This window comes from Candidatus Paracaedimonas acanthamoebae (genome assembly GCA_017307065.1).
Taxonomy (GTDB): Bacteria; Pseudomonadota; Alphaproteobacteria; order Caedimonadales; family Caedimonadaceae; genus Paracaedimonas; species Paracaedimonas acanthamoebae_A.
In genome coordinates, this window is the sequence record JAFKGL010000011.1 from 36,066 (window position 1) to 52,133 (window position 16,068).

Sequence of the window (16,068 nt, forward strand, 5' to 3'; positions counted from 1 at the left end):
TTGTATTCTTCGTCCTACACTCCAAGGGTATTTTCAAATCTTCCGGCCTAATAAACTTTTTGGCCGCGGGGAACTTGAGGTTCTGTTGTTAACAAACAAATATCTCCATTAACATCTGCACACCCAACCAACAAAAATCCTGATATAAAACCTGCAATATTTCTTGGGTCAAGATTAATACATCCAATGACAAGACGACCGATTAAACTTTCGGGTGTATAATGCTTTGTAATTTGAGCGGATGTCTTTTTTATTCCTATTTCAGGACCAAAATCCACTCCAGTTATGATACTCTTAAAACGTTTTAAGGATACTAAAAAGCTCAGGGCTTAGTTTTATCAACGTCATAAAATATCTTATTAAAGAAATAATATCTTGTCATGACAAAAGCGAGCAAAGTTACGCATAAAATAATCAAAAATACGGCTCGCGGATTATTATTACAAAAAACACTCGTTAAACTTACAATGAGAGCACAAATCAAAGCACGCAAAGCCATTGTTAAGGAAGAGGCTGTTCCCTTAATATGGGGAAATAATTCCAACGAACGACTAAAAATAATGGGGTAACAGAGAGCAAACCCTATACAAAAAGTACTCATGAAAAGGGTCACTAGAAAAGGTGAAGTTGGCCGAAAGAAACTTATAAGGGCAAGGATTACAGCACTTCCTAAAGAAATTACCATACCTAGCATCGCACAATTCTTTTTTTCGATAATTCTCCCTATATGGCTCGAACACACACTTACGAGAGAGAAGACCGTAATGATCCCTCCTTGATGACAAGCGTATGTAAATGTGGAAAAATTAAAAACATCCATATATAAAAAAGCCCCACATGTAACAAAAGCCATATAAGAAGCGTAAAGCATGCTTGGGACAAAAGAAGCACACATAAATTGAGGATTTTTTAATAATTTTCTATAATCTTGTTGTATTTTCGCCCACTTAAATTTTTGTAAATTTTTCTTTGTTTCGGGCAACATTGTAAGCAACAAAATCCAAGAAATAAGACATATACCAGCAACAATAAAATAATTCCCCCGCCATCCCCAAGCTTGATTAATAAAACTCCCCATAATAGGAGCAATTGCCATACTCAAGGTTAATATGGCATTCATAGCACTTACTAACCGAATTGCTTTATCTCCTTTATAAACATCAGCTATCATGGCAAATACAACGACGGCAGAAGCACTGGCGCCTAGTCCTTGAATGAACCTCCAAATGAAGAGCTGATCTATTGTAGAGACATTTCCACACCCCAGAGCCCCCATCAAAAGAATAGCATTCCCCCCAATCATTATTTTCCTTCTGCCATAACATTCTGATAAAGGCCCATAGAGGACAGCAGAGATCCAAAAACCTAAAAAATTATACGCTATTATCCTTTCTACTTTTCCTTCTGAGACCCCAAAATACGACGCAATTTCTGGAAAACTTGGTGCTGAAATATCGATTTCAATACTACAGGGGATTAACGAGAGAATGAACAAAACAGGTAGCATAAATTTTTGCATGACAATAACCTCATAAAAAATGACTTAAAAATTTTAAATAAGACGGAAAATTGTGATGCTGATTTTTTCTAATGCTTCAGAGGAAGGGAGATTTTAAATAAAACTTAGCGATAAAAAGAGAGAGTCGTAGAAATTAACTTATTAAATGGAGCGGGCGAAGGGATTTGAACCCTCGACCCCAACCTTGGCAAGGTTGTGCTCTACCCCTGAGCTACGCCCGCACTCCAAGAAATATGAATGGATCATAACCAAGTGAAAAGAATTTGCAAGAAAGAATTTATTATAATTTAAGCTATTTCACCTCTTAGCCGTTTTATATTAGTTTCATACCCTAAATTATTGAAAATAGCCGTGCCTGCAATCAGGGTAGAAGCCCCGGCCTCACTGATCTTTTGAGCATTTTCAAGTGTCACCCCTCCATCAACAGCAATTTCAATAGGCCGCTCTCCGACCATAGAACAAATTACCTTAATTTTTTCGAGTTGCTGATAAATAAAGCTTTGCCCCCCGAAACCTGGGTTCACTGACATAATAAGGAGATAATCAATTTCATCTAACAAATATTCTATAACCTGAGGAGAGGTTGCAGGATTCAGAGCAAGTCCCGCTTTTTTACCCAACTTTTTAATCTTCTGAAGCACCCGATGAATATGAGGTTCTGCTTCGGGATGAACAATAAGTCGATCGGCCCCTGCAGCCACAAAATCTTCAAGATAAGAATCAACATTATTAATCATTAAATGCACATCAAAAGGAAGAGAAGAATAAGGGCGGATTGCTTTGATAATTTGGGGTCCAAAAGTGAGATTAGGAACAAAATGCCCATCCATGACATCTATATGAATTGAATCAGCACCGGCTTGAGTAACATCTGCAACTTCCTGTCCCAGGATCGCAAAATTTGCAGAAAGTATCGAACTCGAAATTTTAGGATGTTGTTTCATGCGGCCTCCAAGTTATGATAGGTAAAATTAACATAAAGGTAATCTATGAGCAAAAAATCAAAACGACTTCTTTATTTTGTTTCTGAAGATTGGTATTTTTGCACCCATCGTCTTCCTCTTGCAAAAGCAGCTCTCGCGGCAGGCTATGAGGTATTTTTAATAACTTGTGTGAGTTATTGCCAAGAGCAAATTGAAGAAGCTGGAATTAAACTAATTCCCTTACATCATTTTAATCGTTCAAGTGGAAATCTGAAAACAGAGTTTCTTATTTTTAAAGAATTAAACCAGATCTATAAAAATATATCTCCTGATCTTGTTCACCATGTCGCTATGAAACCTGTCATCTATGGAAGTTTAATCGCTTGGCTAAATAAAATTCCTAGAATTATCAATGCATTTGGAGGATTAGGCCACCTTTTCACACACCCAAATTTAAAAACACAGGTTCTTCGAGAAGGAATTCAAATAATATTAAAAATCCTTCTTAATCGCCCAACTTCTACTTTAATTTTACAAAATGAAGATGATGCAAAACTTTTGCTTGATCGTCAGGTTATAAAAAAAGACCATCTTGTGATAATTAAAGGTGTCGGCGTGAATACCCAGATCTTCTCATTTCAAGAAGAATCCAAAATAGATGAGAAAAAAGGTCCTATCATCTCTTTTGTCTCGAGAATGCTCAAAGATAAAGGGATTTTAGAACTTATTGAAGCCATTAGGATTTTAAGATCACAGCAACTTAAGGCTCAATTTCATTTTTGGGGAGATATTGACCCTTTGAATCCTTCATCTATAACCTGTCACGATTTAAATAATTGGCAAAAAGAAGGGTTAATTACATGGCATGGCCCGACAAAAGAAGTTGCCTCGGTTTATCACAAAAGTCACCTCATCGTGCTTCCTTCTTATCGAGAAGGCTTGCCTAAAACTCTCTTAGAAGCGGCTTCCTGTGGAAGAGCCATCATTACAACAGATGTTCCAGGGTGTCGAGAAATCATCCAGAATAAAAAGAATGGCCTCCTCGTTCCCGCTAGAAATTATGAGGCTTTAGCTGAAGCTCTTCAAGAATTAATAACCAACCCTTCTTTGAGAAAAAAGATGGGAAAACAAGGTCGTCAAATGATTGAATGCCATTTTCTTGAGGAAACAATTATCCAACAAACCTTACAACTTTATCTTTTTTGAATCAGTGTTTTTCTTGTCCAGTGAAGAAATCAGACTTATTTCCATAACTTTGTGAAATTTCACCCAAATTTTTGAAAACAATTCTAAATATATAAGTAATTCCAGGTTTTACATCTTTATCAACGTAAAAAGTTTTACTGAGTGAATGACTAAAGATGAAACATTCATCTGTATAGGTCAAAGTACCTACATTTGCTAAAACCCCACCAAATTTTCCTAATTGACGTGTCGTGCTGAGACTCGCTGACCAATTTTCCGTGAAATTAGAACTTAGGGTGAATCTTATTTGCTTACCTGCTCTATCATTTGGATCTTCGGCAAGTCGAGGAAGTTGAACAAACTCTGTTTGAAATCGTAAAATTGGTTGCCCAACACTTGCAGATATCTCACTCCGTCTTGGAGCTAAATTATTTCGATTTAATAAAAAGCGTGCTTTAAGATTAACCCAATTTTTATAATCATGTTTGAAACGCGCAACATAATCAGAAAAACCGTCATGTATACCTGTGCCTCTTAAATTTTCATGAGGTTTATTGAAGGAAAAACTCTGCCCAATAAATAAATTGGCATTTCCCGTCATCTTAGAAAAAGCATCCGTATTAAATCCATAGTTAAGCCTTGTTCCTCCATCAATTCGGTCAAGACCCGCCATACGATTTTCATTAAAGAGATTAATATCATCAAGCTCAAAAAAACGACTATCTTCATTCGGTAATTTATTTGGATGCTTACTGTTCGGCGACGTCACGAAGCCAAGTATTGGTTCTACAATAAGACGATAGTCTGCAAGATGCTTTATAAAAGGCATACGCCAATTCGCATAAGCTTGAGGCAAGGCACGAGAAATGGTCCCTTTAAATAAAGGTCTGTTTACTTGTTGAAGAGAAGAGGCTGCTGTATAATCAAAATCCTTAATATGATAAGTATCTCCTCTTAATTTTACGCCAACTGTGTAAATTTCTCCCCATGAAGACACGTAAGGAACTTGCCATCCACCTGTTCCAGATAAACGTTGTACATCCGTTCCTTTTGCTCTTGTTAAGGCAAGAAAATTACCGTCAAAACTAAAACGCCCGCCTAAATTATCAGGTTGTGAAAGAAAATTATAATCCACCATTGGCAATAGTTTAGGTGTCGTCGCATCTCTGTCTCCTTGTCGGAGGCCCTGGAAAATAGTACTTTGAATTTGTCCATAGCTTCTTCCCCAAAAACCCTCCACATAAGCTTTTGAAGTTAAAACGTTTTTTCGCATAATCTCTAAATTTTTATAGCGTTGAAAATAAGTCGAATCACTCGCTCTCTCAATATCAAGTCCGCCCCGAATATGCTTTGTAAAATCATACTGTGTATGAGAAAAAATGTGCCATCTCATTTTCCCTGATTCTTTTGTTTTTGGTCTATTTTTGAGAAGTTGATTTGTAAGCTCTTCCCCTGAGGTCACACTTCCAGAGATAGAAAACTTTCCACGCTCAAACCGTTGTCGATATTCGGCTTGCAGCATAAGAAATTGCTTCGCAAAGAATGTTGGACTTAAAGTAAGATCTTTATCTTCAGATAAAACGAAAAAAACAGGCGTTGTTATTGAGGGGCCTATTTCTGGAATATACGCAAATGTGGGAGCCAATAACCCAGTCCGTCGTTTAACATTTGGAGCTGGATGACTAAAGTAAGGAAGATAAAACGCAGGCCATCCAAACATCTCTAAAAAAGCATCTGTATAATAAATATCTTCTTTAGTTTCATCCCATTCTGCATGGCGGGCTTTAACTTGCCATAACGGGGGTTTAGATGGGTCTTCTTTACAAAGTTTACACGGAGAATAAATGGGCCTCTCAAAATGGGTTAATTCACCGTGTTCTCTTGTGGCACGAGAAGCTATTAACCGAGCTTCATCTGGAAAAAGCATCCGAATATGGTTAACAAATCCTTCCTTAAAATCACTGCTTAATTCCGCATAATCCAAAAATATAATTTCTCCGCTAGGCTCTTGGAGTTTCACATTTCCAGAAGCCGTCAGGAGATCTGTTTTTTGATTATAAGTTACGGTATCTGCGAGCAAAATGCGCCCGTCTCGAACAATTTCGACATTGCCTTTTGCAACAATAAGATCAAGCTCTTTTTCATGAACGACTTCATCCGCATAAATCAAACTATTTGTTTCTTTATTTGAGGTTACGTGGCGATCAAAAGCATTACTTTTCACATTTTCTGCCCTGCAAAAAACGGTCAATAACAAGATCAAAAATACAAGAATATGTCGCAATTTATCCATCCTCAGAATAAAGTAAAAGCGTAATACCGGTCACTATACTGATACCAAAAGGAAGCCAAGCTGATAGAACGATTGGTAATTTTCCAGAAGCTCCCAGAGCATATGTAATATCTCGAAGGAAATACAGCAAAAATGCAACAAAGGCTCCAATCGTCATTAAATAAACCATTCCTTGCTGTCGTAGAGGTCTTAAAGAGCAAGAGGCGGCTAAGATAACCATAGCACTCAACCATCCCCACCTTGACAATAAGGCATGCCAATGAAGAATATATTTAAGTCCTGAGATACCTGAGGCCTCCAAAAGACGGGCCGTCATGGGTAATTCCCAAAAAGAAACACTGACAGGAGAAATGCCTGTATTTTTAATAATATCTAGAGAAATAGTTGTGGGGAATTTTAAAGTTGCATATTTTTCAGGTAACCGTTCTGGAGCGACTTTCCAAACATTTGTAAGGTACAATTGCCCCTTCTTTAATAAAGCTGAAGTTGCACTAATACTTTCTATAAAATGATTTTTTTGATCATAAACAGTAATCACAATTCCCTTAAATAATTGTTTTTCTAAATTAACATTTTTCATGTGAAAAATAAGTTGCTGATCTTTTCTTGCTTCTGAGATCCATAATCCTGTTTCAGAAACCGTTAAGCTTTCTTTCTTATCATGCAAATAATAGTCATCAAGCTGCTCATAACGGACCATCATTTTGGAAGAAATCGGATTAATTAGTAGCAAGTCTATTCCCCCGATAAGGAACGTCACGATAATAAGAGGACTCAATATTTGCCATATAGAAACACCTACAGCCCGAATCACTGTTAATTCATGAGTCCGGTTAAACATCCAAAATGTCAAAATCGCAGAAAAGAAAGTTATAAAAGGTAAAACGCGTTGAATAAGGGAGGGAAATTTAAAAATAAGGATTTGGAATAAAATTTTAAAATTTACATCTGGTTTAGAGGCCGATTTTCTTAAGAGCTCTGAAAGATCTACTAAAATAATAATTGCTATAACCGCGAAAACAACAATAAAAAACCACTTCAGGAAATTACGCGCCAAATATTTACACAAAATAAGAGAGAATAATGACATCTTAATTTTCTCTTTCCTCAACTATAAGACGACGTCCTAGTGGTTTTTCAATTAAAAACAAAAAGGCAGACACACAGACAATCGCACAAAAAATATAAGCGACAATATTAAGAGAAGGTAATTTTTCTGAAAGATGGACAAGTCCCAACATGGCGGCTTCAAAAATTGTACACAATATAACGGCCATTGTAATTCTCTTTACACGGCCTCGTCTATTATATTCCCCTTTTTGAAAAAGTCCTAAAGAAATAAGGACAAATCCTAACACTGTAAAAGGCATTAATAAACGTTTATGAGCTTCTGCTTTTAACTTATCCGCCCCTAAAGAGCCTGTTTCAGTTCCAGGGGGATTTAAAAGTTCATTTAGAAATTTTTCATGGGGCTTACGTTCACGATCTTTAGATTCTGACGTCGGGTTTGCGATATCAAGTGCATATTGATTGAACGAAAGTAGATTAGGTTGACCTGTCGCAGCATCATATTCTTGACGATTTCCATTTAATAAAATAAAATGCATTCCTTCAGGATTTTCAACAAGCATTCCTTGTTCAGCAACGATCGTGATTTCTTTTTGTGTGTTGCGAGCATCATAGATCAAAATCCCTTTTAAAACACCATTTGATTGACGATGCTTTGCATAAAATGTGATCCCTTTAAAGGTATTAAATTCCCCAGGTTGAATGATGGTCGCCGCCGTATTATTGCGAATACTATGCTCAAGATCTTTAAATTTTTGAAATGAAAGAGGCAGGAAATATAAATTTACACTGTATAAAAAAGAAATCACCACCATTGCAAAAGATATGGCAGGGATTGCAATTTTTAAATGGCTGAAACCCAAAGCTTTTAAAACAACCCATTCGCTATCGATGTAAAGGCGATTAAAAACAAATAATACCCCAATTAAAGTCCCGATAGGCAGAATGATACTGATAAGATCAGGAAGTAACAATAAAACAAATTTAATGAACGTCCCTGTACTGATGCCACGATTAACGATGAAATCCAAAAAACGTAGGCTTTGTGTCAACCAAATAGCCGCAGTTAGAGCAAGCGTTATTCCGATAGAAGAAAAACTTAATTGTCTAAACAGATAAAGATCTATAATTTTGTTCACACAATGACTCTAAAACTAAGGTTAAACTTGAATCTCATACAGAGGTATGGCATAGAGCTGAATGAGACTCTTAGCTGCTATTTAAATGGATTACTAAAAGGACTCAAGTGAAACTTTCTTGATGACTTCTGTTAAACTAAAATTAAAAGGTCAAAAGATGCAAAAATTATTGAAATTTTCCTTCATCATTAGTTGCTTAATTAATATCCCAATTTTTGCGAGTGGAGAAATTGGCCGGATTGTCGCGGTAGTGGAAGATAAAATTATCTCTCAAGCTGATCTTGAAAATCGTTTAAAGCTTGCCATTTTATCTTCAGGCCTTGAAAACACTCCCGCCCATAGAAAGCAGCTTGAATCCCAAGTCATTCGCGTGATGGTGGATGAGCTTTTAAAAATCAATCGAGCAAAGCAATTTGATATCCATGCTTCCGAAAATGATATTGAGCACGCTATCAAAGATATTGAGCATCGAAATCAAATGGAAGAAGGCACCTTAAAAAAGCTTCTTCAATCCAATCATATTCCTCTAAAAATTTTAAAAACACAAATGGAAGCAGACATTGTATGGCGGGAATATATCCAAGCGCGCTATTATAATTCTGTTCAAATCAGTGAAAGAGAATTGGAAAGAGCGAGCGAAAAATTTGCGCAGAAAAAGGATCAGCCTCAATTTTTACTAGCTGAAATCTTTTTGGAAGTTGACGCGTCTTCTCAAGAAGCCGACGTTGAAAGACGAGCGTGGGAATTTGTAAACAAAATTCGATCAGGGGCCAATTTCTCTGCGATTTCTCAACAATTTTCTCAAGCAGCCAGCGCCGCTCAATCAGGAGATATTGACTGGGTTGCGGCAGATCAACTCGATCCTGTCTTAAAACAAGTGATCGAAGGATTGAATGTCGGTAGTACCACAGACCCTATCAAGACACAGCATGGCTACCATATCTTATTGCTTCGCGATAAAAGAGCCGCCGGTGAAAGCCTTGGTAAGGATACGCTCATTACTTTTATTCAAACGCTATTCCCTTTAAGTCAGCCCTTTACGGAAGAGACTGTGAACCCCGTGATGCTTAAAGCACGAACGCTTGCAAATAGCGCCAAAAATTGCGCTGTCTTATCAACCCTTGTGAAATCAGATAAGAATATCGAAATACGAGAAGCCAAAAATTTATCTTTTGCTACCTTGATTCCTCAAATTCGTCAATTGATAGGCTCCTTAAATCCGGGGCAATCTTCGACTCCTTTACTCTCTGATGCAGGAGTGATTATGTTCACAGTGTGTGAAAAACAAGACATTAATCCCGAGAACCTTGCAAAAGAACAAGTGCGTAACATCCTAATCGAAGAAAAATTAAATAACCTTTCAAAAGGGGAGCTTCGAGAATTAAAAAGGAGAGCTCACGTCGAAATTCGTGATTAAAGCTTCTCGATGCATCCTATAGATTGCCTTCCGCCTCTCCGAGAAACCCTTGAAAAACATGGGCTTCAGGCAAAAAAAACCTTTGGGCAAAATTTTTTGTTTGACCTCAATTTAACCCATAAAATTTCCCACATCGCGGCACTTACTGCAGAAGATACCGCCATCGAGATTGGACCTGGGCCTGGCGGATTAACCCGAGCTCTTCTGAAAACACCCGCTCACAAAGTCTTGGCCATCGAAATTGATCCGCGCGCTATTAGCATCCTTGAAGAACTGAAACACCTCGAAGATCAGCGATTGACGATTATTCAAGGAGATGCCTTAGCTATAAACTTAGTAGAAATGACGACAGCGCCCCGAAAAATTATTGCAAATTTACCTTATAATGTTGCAACGCCGCTCCTTATCAGGTGGCTCAAGCAAGCGGGTGCCTTTAAAAGCATGACCTTAATGTTCCAAAAAGAAGTGGCTGAGAGGATTACGGCCCACCCCGGCTCCAAAAGTTATGGTCGCCTTTCTGTCATGTGCCAGGCCCAAGCTGTCTGCAGGCGTGTGTTTGATCTTCCCCCGTCTGCTTTTATTCCGTCTCCTAAAGTGACCTCGAGTGTGGTCCACTTGATCCCTCACACTCCCGTTGTTGAGCCCAAGCTTTATCAGCATTTAGAGACCGTCACCAAATTTGCCTTTGGGCAACGCCGAAAAATGCTGCGCTCAAGCCTGAAAGGCTTAAATGTGAATGTGAGTGAGCTTTTGGAAAAAGCCGGCATCGAAAGTACACAACGAGCCGAAGAATTAAGCCTTCAAGACTTTTTAAGGCTCGCCAAAACTTTTCAAGACTTAAAAACTGCTTAGTGATTCTAATTTTTTCATCATGTCTCAATCTTTAATAAGTAGTTTATTTAAAATATAGGTAAGAATACGTTTGGAAATTACAAGCCAACATTCAAAAATTACCTTTAATCATAAAAATGTCAAATTGTTAATAATGATGACTTTTTAAAGGGAAAATTATTTTATAACTATTTGATTTGTATAATTTATTCATTTGATAAATGAAACGAATTTTCTTGAAATTTGTAGCGTTTTGTGGTAGTCTGATAGTAGGATGAATAAAGAGAAAATCGCATCTTATACAGGCCTTGCAAAACCTTATAATCCTTTCACTCTCTCTGACATGAATCCTCAAGAAAAAGACTAAAATAGGGATTAAAATCCTTACTTAGGAGAAGAAATAAAGCCTCAACGCTCTTTTTAGCGAATACCCTCTCTTTGCCTGATGAAAGAGAAGGGAAACCCATCAGCGTGCGTGATAGGCAGGGTGAAAATGAGGAATGGAATAGATCTCATGGTGAGAGGTGAGATCTGTAAATTCTCAGGATATAATTGAGAATAAGCCTGATTGGAGATGAAAAGGCCCACAAGAAACACCAAAGAAGTCTTTGCGAAAGAGGGAGTGAATGCATGCACTCTCTCTGAGGAAGGATAAAAGGGTCTAGGACCCAAGAGAAAAAACAGGATGTGATGCAGAAAGGAACATTCATCCAGTTTTACCTCTCCGAAACCCATCTTCTTTTCGAAGAGAGACGCACAACTCTCTTCGGAGAGAGGAACAAACCATAAACAACATAAACAGGGAGTAATGATGAAGACATATGACCAAATAACTAACGTAAAATCAATCGATGGGACCAACCATGGTTGGAGAAGTCAACAACAAAGAGAGGATCTCAGACTACCTGGCGAGGAAAAACCTTCAGCGTGTGGGATAAACATGGCGAGAAAAAGATGAAGAGATGAAAAGGCCTTTTTTAGATTGTTTAGATCTGAAAGTTTTAGAGATAATTGGCTGGCCGCGTATGTTAGAAAAATCCTCTCTACCTTTATGAAAGAGCTCAAAAATGCAAATAGGAAAAAGTGTTGATTAAAAGATTGTTAAAAACAAAAACTAGGTAAAATTTTAATAGAATTTTAACCTTTGATTAACGTTTTATTAATCAATTTAAAAATTGAGATATAAAACTTTTATCGCAATAAAATAGATAAAAACAAATAAAATCAAATACTTTTATCTTGAAGTCGTAAAATTATCTGCTATGATAGGATTTAGATAGGCATTTGGGGGATGCCTTAGCCTCACTGAAGATCCGAAGACGAATTAGGGGGGGACTTCAGGCAACGATAATAATAAAAAGAATGCAGGGAGAGCTAAAAGGTCATCGAATCACCCCCTCTAACTTCATACTTCTATTTCTTAAAAATTATCTTTGAATCAGTTGGTTATCTTCTTTTTTATAGTGAAAAATTGATGATAAAATTCTTTAACGCAAAAACCTAAGAACTTGCGATATATAATATCGTCATGAACATCCAACTCTCCTTGATCACAAAAGACATTCATCCCATAAATTCTCTAACTTGATTTAACCAAAGATCCATCTTTAGGAGAATAAATATAAGGCCCTTCAACACGTTTGCCTTTCTCATACACCATATAAGAGGCTACATTTCCATTTTCAAAATACTTGGTTGAATTTCCTTGAAGAAAACCTTGCTCATACGCTTCGGTTTGTAAAATTTTTCCTGACGGATAATACGCTTTCATAATTCCATGCTTAATCCCTTTTTCATAAGGAATTGTTGCTATAATGTATCCTAAAGGGTTATAGGTGATCATATCGCCATGCATTTTTCCGTCCACATAAGGAACTTCATGCTGAAGAGCACCGCCTTTTGTGTAAAATTTTGCGAGTCCCTGGATTTTTCCTTTGTGATAGGGAAGCTCTGCTGAAATCACGCCCTTTTCATAATTTTCTGCCAATCCATCCAACACGCCTTCTTTAAAATGATATTTGCGATGGGGTTTTCCCTCTTTATCATAAACAAGAGTCGGTCCTTCTCGAAGCCCATTCACAAAAGTCGCCCGTTTTGATACATTGCCCTTATGATCATAGTATTCAGCAACGCCGTTCCGTTGCCCACCTTTGAAAGGAATCCGCCTTAAAAGCTTTCCTTTTGCTGTTTTAATCTCTTGAATTCCTTCAAGAATCATAGCGGTTTTTGGTTTTCCTAGACGCATCTCTTGTTGAGGGTGGATATTGCTCATTTTCTTTCTCTATTTTTAAGCCAATGTAATGACTGCCCCAGTTATTTGAGTGCTCGCTTCGCCTCCTAAGGTGGCTGTGGCTTCACCCGCAATGGTGACAGTTGCTCCTGACATAGTAACTCCTGCCGTCCCTTCTAGAACAAGTTCTGTTTCTGCTGCCACATTCACTTCAGAAGCATTCACCGTTGTTTCACCTGTCGATTCTAACGTGGTTGCCCCTTCACTTGTCAGAGAAAGACTCGCGGCAGACATTGTCGTTTCTCCTTCTGCGGCAATCGTCAGAGCAGCCCCAGAATTTACTGTCATTTGAGCGCCAGACTCAAGAGTTGCCGCGGCCTCACTCTGAATCATAAGAGCCCCAGAACTTTGCAGGGTGATCGTCCCTCCCACAATAATTTCAAAATTACCATCAATTTTCAGAGTATAGTTGCCTGTAATGGACTCTTCCACATTTCCCGCAACTGTAATGGCTTGGTTTGCTTGTAAATTTACAGTTTGATCTCCTTGAACTTTAACTGTTTGCGTTCCTTGCTGCACCACAATTTCCTGATTCCCTTCTTCAACAATTGTCGTGTAATTGTTCTTTATTTTTTCAAAGAAAAGTCCTTCTTTGACCAGGAAAGTCGCATCTCCCTTTGTTAATTCTTTGTAATCATTTCCTTCTTTTAAGACGAGAGAGTGATCGCCTTTTGTAAGATGTGTAGTGATGTTGCCTTCACTTAAGTGAGTATGAAGATTTCCTTTTTCAAGAGTTAGGGTTGCATCTCCTTTTTCAATAAAATGATCCGCATTTCCCTCTTTTTGTTGAATAAAATAATCCCCTTTATTCAAGAGTTCGAGATTACTGCCTTCCTCAATTTCAAGGAAGCGATCCCCATGATTGATAAGCACATTATAGTTCGCGTCTTTTTCGCTTTTGAGCTGCATCGTACGGCTTCCTTTCAGAAGTGTCAGATTATCATCTCCTTTTCCAGCCGGAAGTCCTTGTCCTTTCGGTGTTGTTTTCGCAACGGAGTCATCCTCACCTGCCAAAACAACTTCTCGATTCCCGCGATCAATCCACCACCAATAACTGCCTCTTTTAATCCAATCATTGACCGTTTCATTTACTCGTATCGTTAAATCTTTTTGAGAATGAAAAAAGACCTCTTCAGATTCTTTTAAATCTTCGAACCTGAGCTCGTTAAAGCCCTCTGGGCCTTTTTTCGTGGATCGACTTTTAATAGTACTTTTCGTTGGTTGTTCCGGAAGATAAGGAGGCATATTATCTGAATTATAGACCGTTCCAATGACTAAAGGGCGATCGGGATTCCCCTCAAGGAATGTCACAACAACTTCCATTCCCACTCGAGGCGTGAAAAGGATTCCCCAATTATTTCCAGCCCATCCTTCAGCCACTCGAACCCAACAAGAACTATCTTGCTCATCTTTCGCACTGCTCTCTTCTTGACTCGAGGAAGAAGTTACTTGATCTTGATCTTCTTGAGACTCATTGTCGAGCTGATTTCCCTTACCGACTTCGGTTCCTTTTGACTGAATATCCCAATGAAATCGCACTTTAATACGCCCATATTGATCCGTCCAAATTTCTTCATTTTTAGGCCCGGTCACACGCGCTGTTTGAGTTGAATAAATTCTGGGTTTTGGCGTTTTTAACGACGTTTTATAAGGAATACTAAAAGGGAACGCCGTAAATTGATTGCGATAATGATTATCATGAAGCCCAAGACCACCTGTTATATTCGCTTCATGAATCACGGTATGAAGAACATAAAGTTTATTAACATCTTTTCGCGTATGACCACGCATTTGAAACTTATAACCTGGGGCAAAAAAAGGAATTGTTGACGTCGCATCAACTGATTTACTCGGTAATTCATCCGCCTGAATCCGCAAAGTCGACACTGTTTCTAATTTTGCTTGCTTCGGAAGATCTTCATGATCGAAAAGTCCCGGATAAGCGTAAACTTTACCGCCCAATCCCGTTCCATTGGATAAACTTGAAATCTTTGTCGACGCCGTCGTAAAATTGTAATCTACAAGAGAATGGGACTTGGGAACCACACGTTCAAGGACTTTGCAGGTGACAAGTTTATTAAAATAATCAACGCCAGCCACCGCTTTCTCAAATTCCGCTATTTTAGCCCCAGGACAGTCTTCATGATTTATTGGCGCTTCTCCCAACACTAACGTATGATCGCCATGAGTGTGCTTAAAATAATAGAAAATTCCTTCTTCTTCCAAAAGACGACTTATAAAATCAAAAGAACTTTCATTATATTGAACGCAATATTCCCGCGGAACACGCCCACAATTTTTTGTTTTATCTTCAATTTTAAGCACCCCATTTTCTCGCAGCACTTGTTTGATAATATCAATGGCTGATTGGTGTTGAAAAATACGACAATCTTGCGTGAATTTTAACATCCAGAATTGGGGATAGATTTTGGCCTCATAATAAGTGACATTATCGTCCCCTTTATGGGCCGTGTGAAGCTGCGTAAATTCGCCAATAACACCATTAAAATACCGAATTTTAGGGTTTTTTTCTTCGTGGAAAGAAGAATCCTCATTTTCTAAAGACTCTTCTTCCGCGTTACGGCCAGGCTCTTTAAGATAGCGATTTCCGTCTTGAGAGGTATCATCTTGACGATATTGTGCCCTTGGTTGTTCAAGCTTTTCTTGAGGAGAACGAGTACGTTCTTCATGGCAAACAATCGAAATTGTTACGGTCTTCCCCACCATATCCGCAAAATTAATCGCGGGGTCATCCGAAATCATAAGAGTCGTATATTCAAAAGGTTCTGAAAGTATTTCAACACCTTGAAATTGTTGCAAAATTAGATGACGAGACCTGTCTTTTGAAGATGCATCTGTTCGACGATGACGGGGGGGATTTTCTGAAAAGCCTGTTTCTTCTGTCTCTTGATAATCAATATCAATTTTTAATGAAATAGGTTTTTGATGTAAAAGAGTTGTTGAAACCATTTTTCCCGCCCTAACAGATGAAGCCCCTTAAGTAAACGAAGTTTAAAGGACTTTTAAGGCGACTTCAAGGTTTGCGATCAAGAAGACTGAATTTAGACCCCTCCAGGCTTTGGATTAAAATGGGTGGGAAATTTATCTGGAACGTCTTTCCATTCATCAGCATCAACGGGCGGCTCTCCTTTAAGCGTGATACGAGGCCACTCAAGCGCATATTTTTGATTAACCTCCACCCAAAATTCCGAGCCCTCCACCGTATCTGCTTGAATCGCGTCAATAGGACATTCAGGCACACATACGCCGCAATCAATACACTCTTCGGGATTGATCACCAACATGTTTTCGCCTTCATAGAAACAGTTGACCGGACACACCTCAACACAATCCATATACTTACATTTTACACAAGCATCATTCACAACGTAAGTCATCTTGC

General features: G+C 38.2%; 12 protein-coding genes and 1 tRNA gene. 3 read left to right on the forward strand and 10 right to left on the reverse strand.

Annotated elements, in window-relative coordinates; translation table 11 throughout:
• Positions 1-47 precede the first annotated feature (47 nt).
• The 4 genes from J0H12_01240 to J0H12_01255 all read right to left on the reverse strand — a co-directional run bounded on the left by J0H12_01240 (position 48) and on the right by J0H12_01255 (position 2,463).
• Entirely contained in the window at positions 48-326 is a 279-nt protein-coding gene (locus J0H12_01240) for a hypothetical protein (protein ID MBN9412538.1), read from the reverse strand.
• Positions 323-1,519, reverse strand: a complete 1,197-nt coding sequence (locus tag J0H12_01245; protein MBN9412539.1) for a multidrug effflux MFS transporter — start codon at positions 1,517-1,519, stop codon at positions 323-325. Before J0H12_01245 ends, J0H12_01240 begins: the two co-directional genes overlap by 4 nt.
• Before the next feature lie 146 nt (positions 1,520-1,665).
• Positions 1,666-1,740: transfer RNA gene (locus tag J0H12_01250), tRNA-Gly, on the reverse strand.
• 66 nt (positions 1,741-1,806) lie between these two features.
• Entirely contained in the window at positions 1,807-2,463 is a 657-nt protein-coding gene (locus J0H12_01255) for a ribulose-phosphate 3-epimerase (GenBank protein MBN9412540.1), read from the reverse strand.
• Between the two features lie 45 nt (positions 2,464-2,508).
• Here J0H12_01255 and J0H12_01260 point away from each other — a divergent pair, with 45 nt between their 5' ends.
• Positions 2,509-3,648, forward strand: coding sequence for a glycosyltransferase family 4 protein (locus J0H12_01260; protein MBN9412541.1), 1,140 nt, complete (start codon positions 2,509-2,511; stop codon positions 3,646-3,648).
• Position 3,649: 1 nt separating this feature from the next.
• Here J0H12_01260 and J0H12_01265 read toward each other — a convergent pair whose 3' ends face one another.
• The 3 genes from J0H12_01265 to lptF form a co-directional block, all read right to left on the reverse strand.
• Entirely contained in the window at positions 3,650-5,851 is a 2,202-nt protein-coding gene (locus J0H12_01265) for an LPS-assembly protein LptD (GenBank protein MBN9412542.1), read from the reverse strand.
• A gap of 61 nt (positions 5,852-5,912) precedes the next feature.
• Positions 5,913-7,010 carry an LptF/LptG family permease gene (locus tag J0H12_01270; protein MBN9412543.1) on the reverse strand — a complete coding sequence of 366 codons (1,098 nt, stop codon included), beginning with the start codon at positions 7,008-7,010 and terminating at the stop codon, positions 5,913-5,915.
• A 1-nt stretch (position 7,011) separates the two neighbouring features.
• Positions 7,012-8,127 carry an LPS export ABC transporter permease LptF gene (lptF, locus tag J0H12_01275; protein MBN9412544.1) on the reverse strand — a complete coding sequence of 372 codons (1,116 nt, stop codon included), beginning with the start codon at positions 8,125-8,127 and terminating at the stop codon, positions 7,012-7,014.
• A 121-nt stretch (positions 8,128-8,248) separates the two neighbouring features.
• Here lptF and J0H12_01280 point away from each other — a divergent pair, with 121 nt between their 5' ends.
• Positions 8,249-9,544, forward strand: a complete 1,296-nt coding sequence (locus J0H12_01280; GenBank protein MBN9412545.1) for a peptidylprolyl isomerase — start codon at positions 8,249-8,251, stop codon at positions 9,542-9,544.
• A gap of 9 nt (positions 9,545-9,553) precedes the next feature.
• Positions 9,554-10,396 carry a 16S rRNA (adenine(1518)-N(6)/adenine(1519)-N(6))-dimethyltransferase RsmA gene (gene rsmA, locus J0H12_01285; protein ID MBN9412546.1) on the forward strand — a complete coding sequence of 281 codons (843 nt, stop codon included), beginning with the start codon at positions 9,554-9,556 and terminating at the stop codon, positions 10,394-10,396.
• 1,558 nt (positions 10,397-11,954) lie between these two features.
• On the opposite strand, the gene J0H12_01290 is transcribed toward rsmA, so the two are convergent.
• The 3 genes from J0H12_01290 to J0H12_01300 form a co-directional block, all read right to left on the reverse strand.
• The gene (locus J0H12_01290; GenBank protein MBN9412547.1) at positions 11,955-12,647 is read right to left on the reverse strand and encodes a toxin-antitoxin system YwqK family antitoxin; all 693 of its coding nucleotides are present in this window, start codon (positions 12,645-12,647) and stop codon (positions 11,955-11,957) included.
• A gap of 15 nt (positions 12,648-12,662) precedes the next feature.
• Complete coding sequence (gene tssI / locus J0H12_01295; protein ID MBN9412548.1) at positions 12,663-15,635, reverse strand: type VI secretion system tip protein VgrG; 2,973 nt, start codon at positions 15,633-15,635, stop codon at positions 12,663-12,665.
• A 92-nt stretch (positions 15,636-15,727) separates the two neighbouring features.
• A complete protein-coding gene (locus J0H12_01300; protein MBN9412549.1) occupies positions 15,728-16,063 on the reverse strand; it encodes a ferredoxin family protein in 336 nt (111 codons plus the stop codon).
• Positions 16,064-16,068 lie beyond the last annotated feature (5 nt).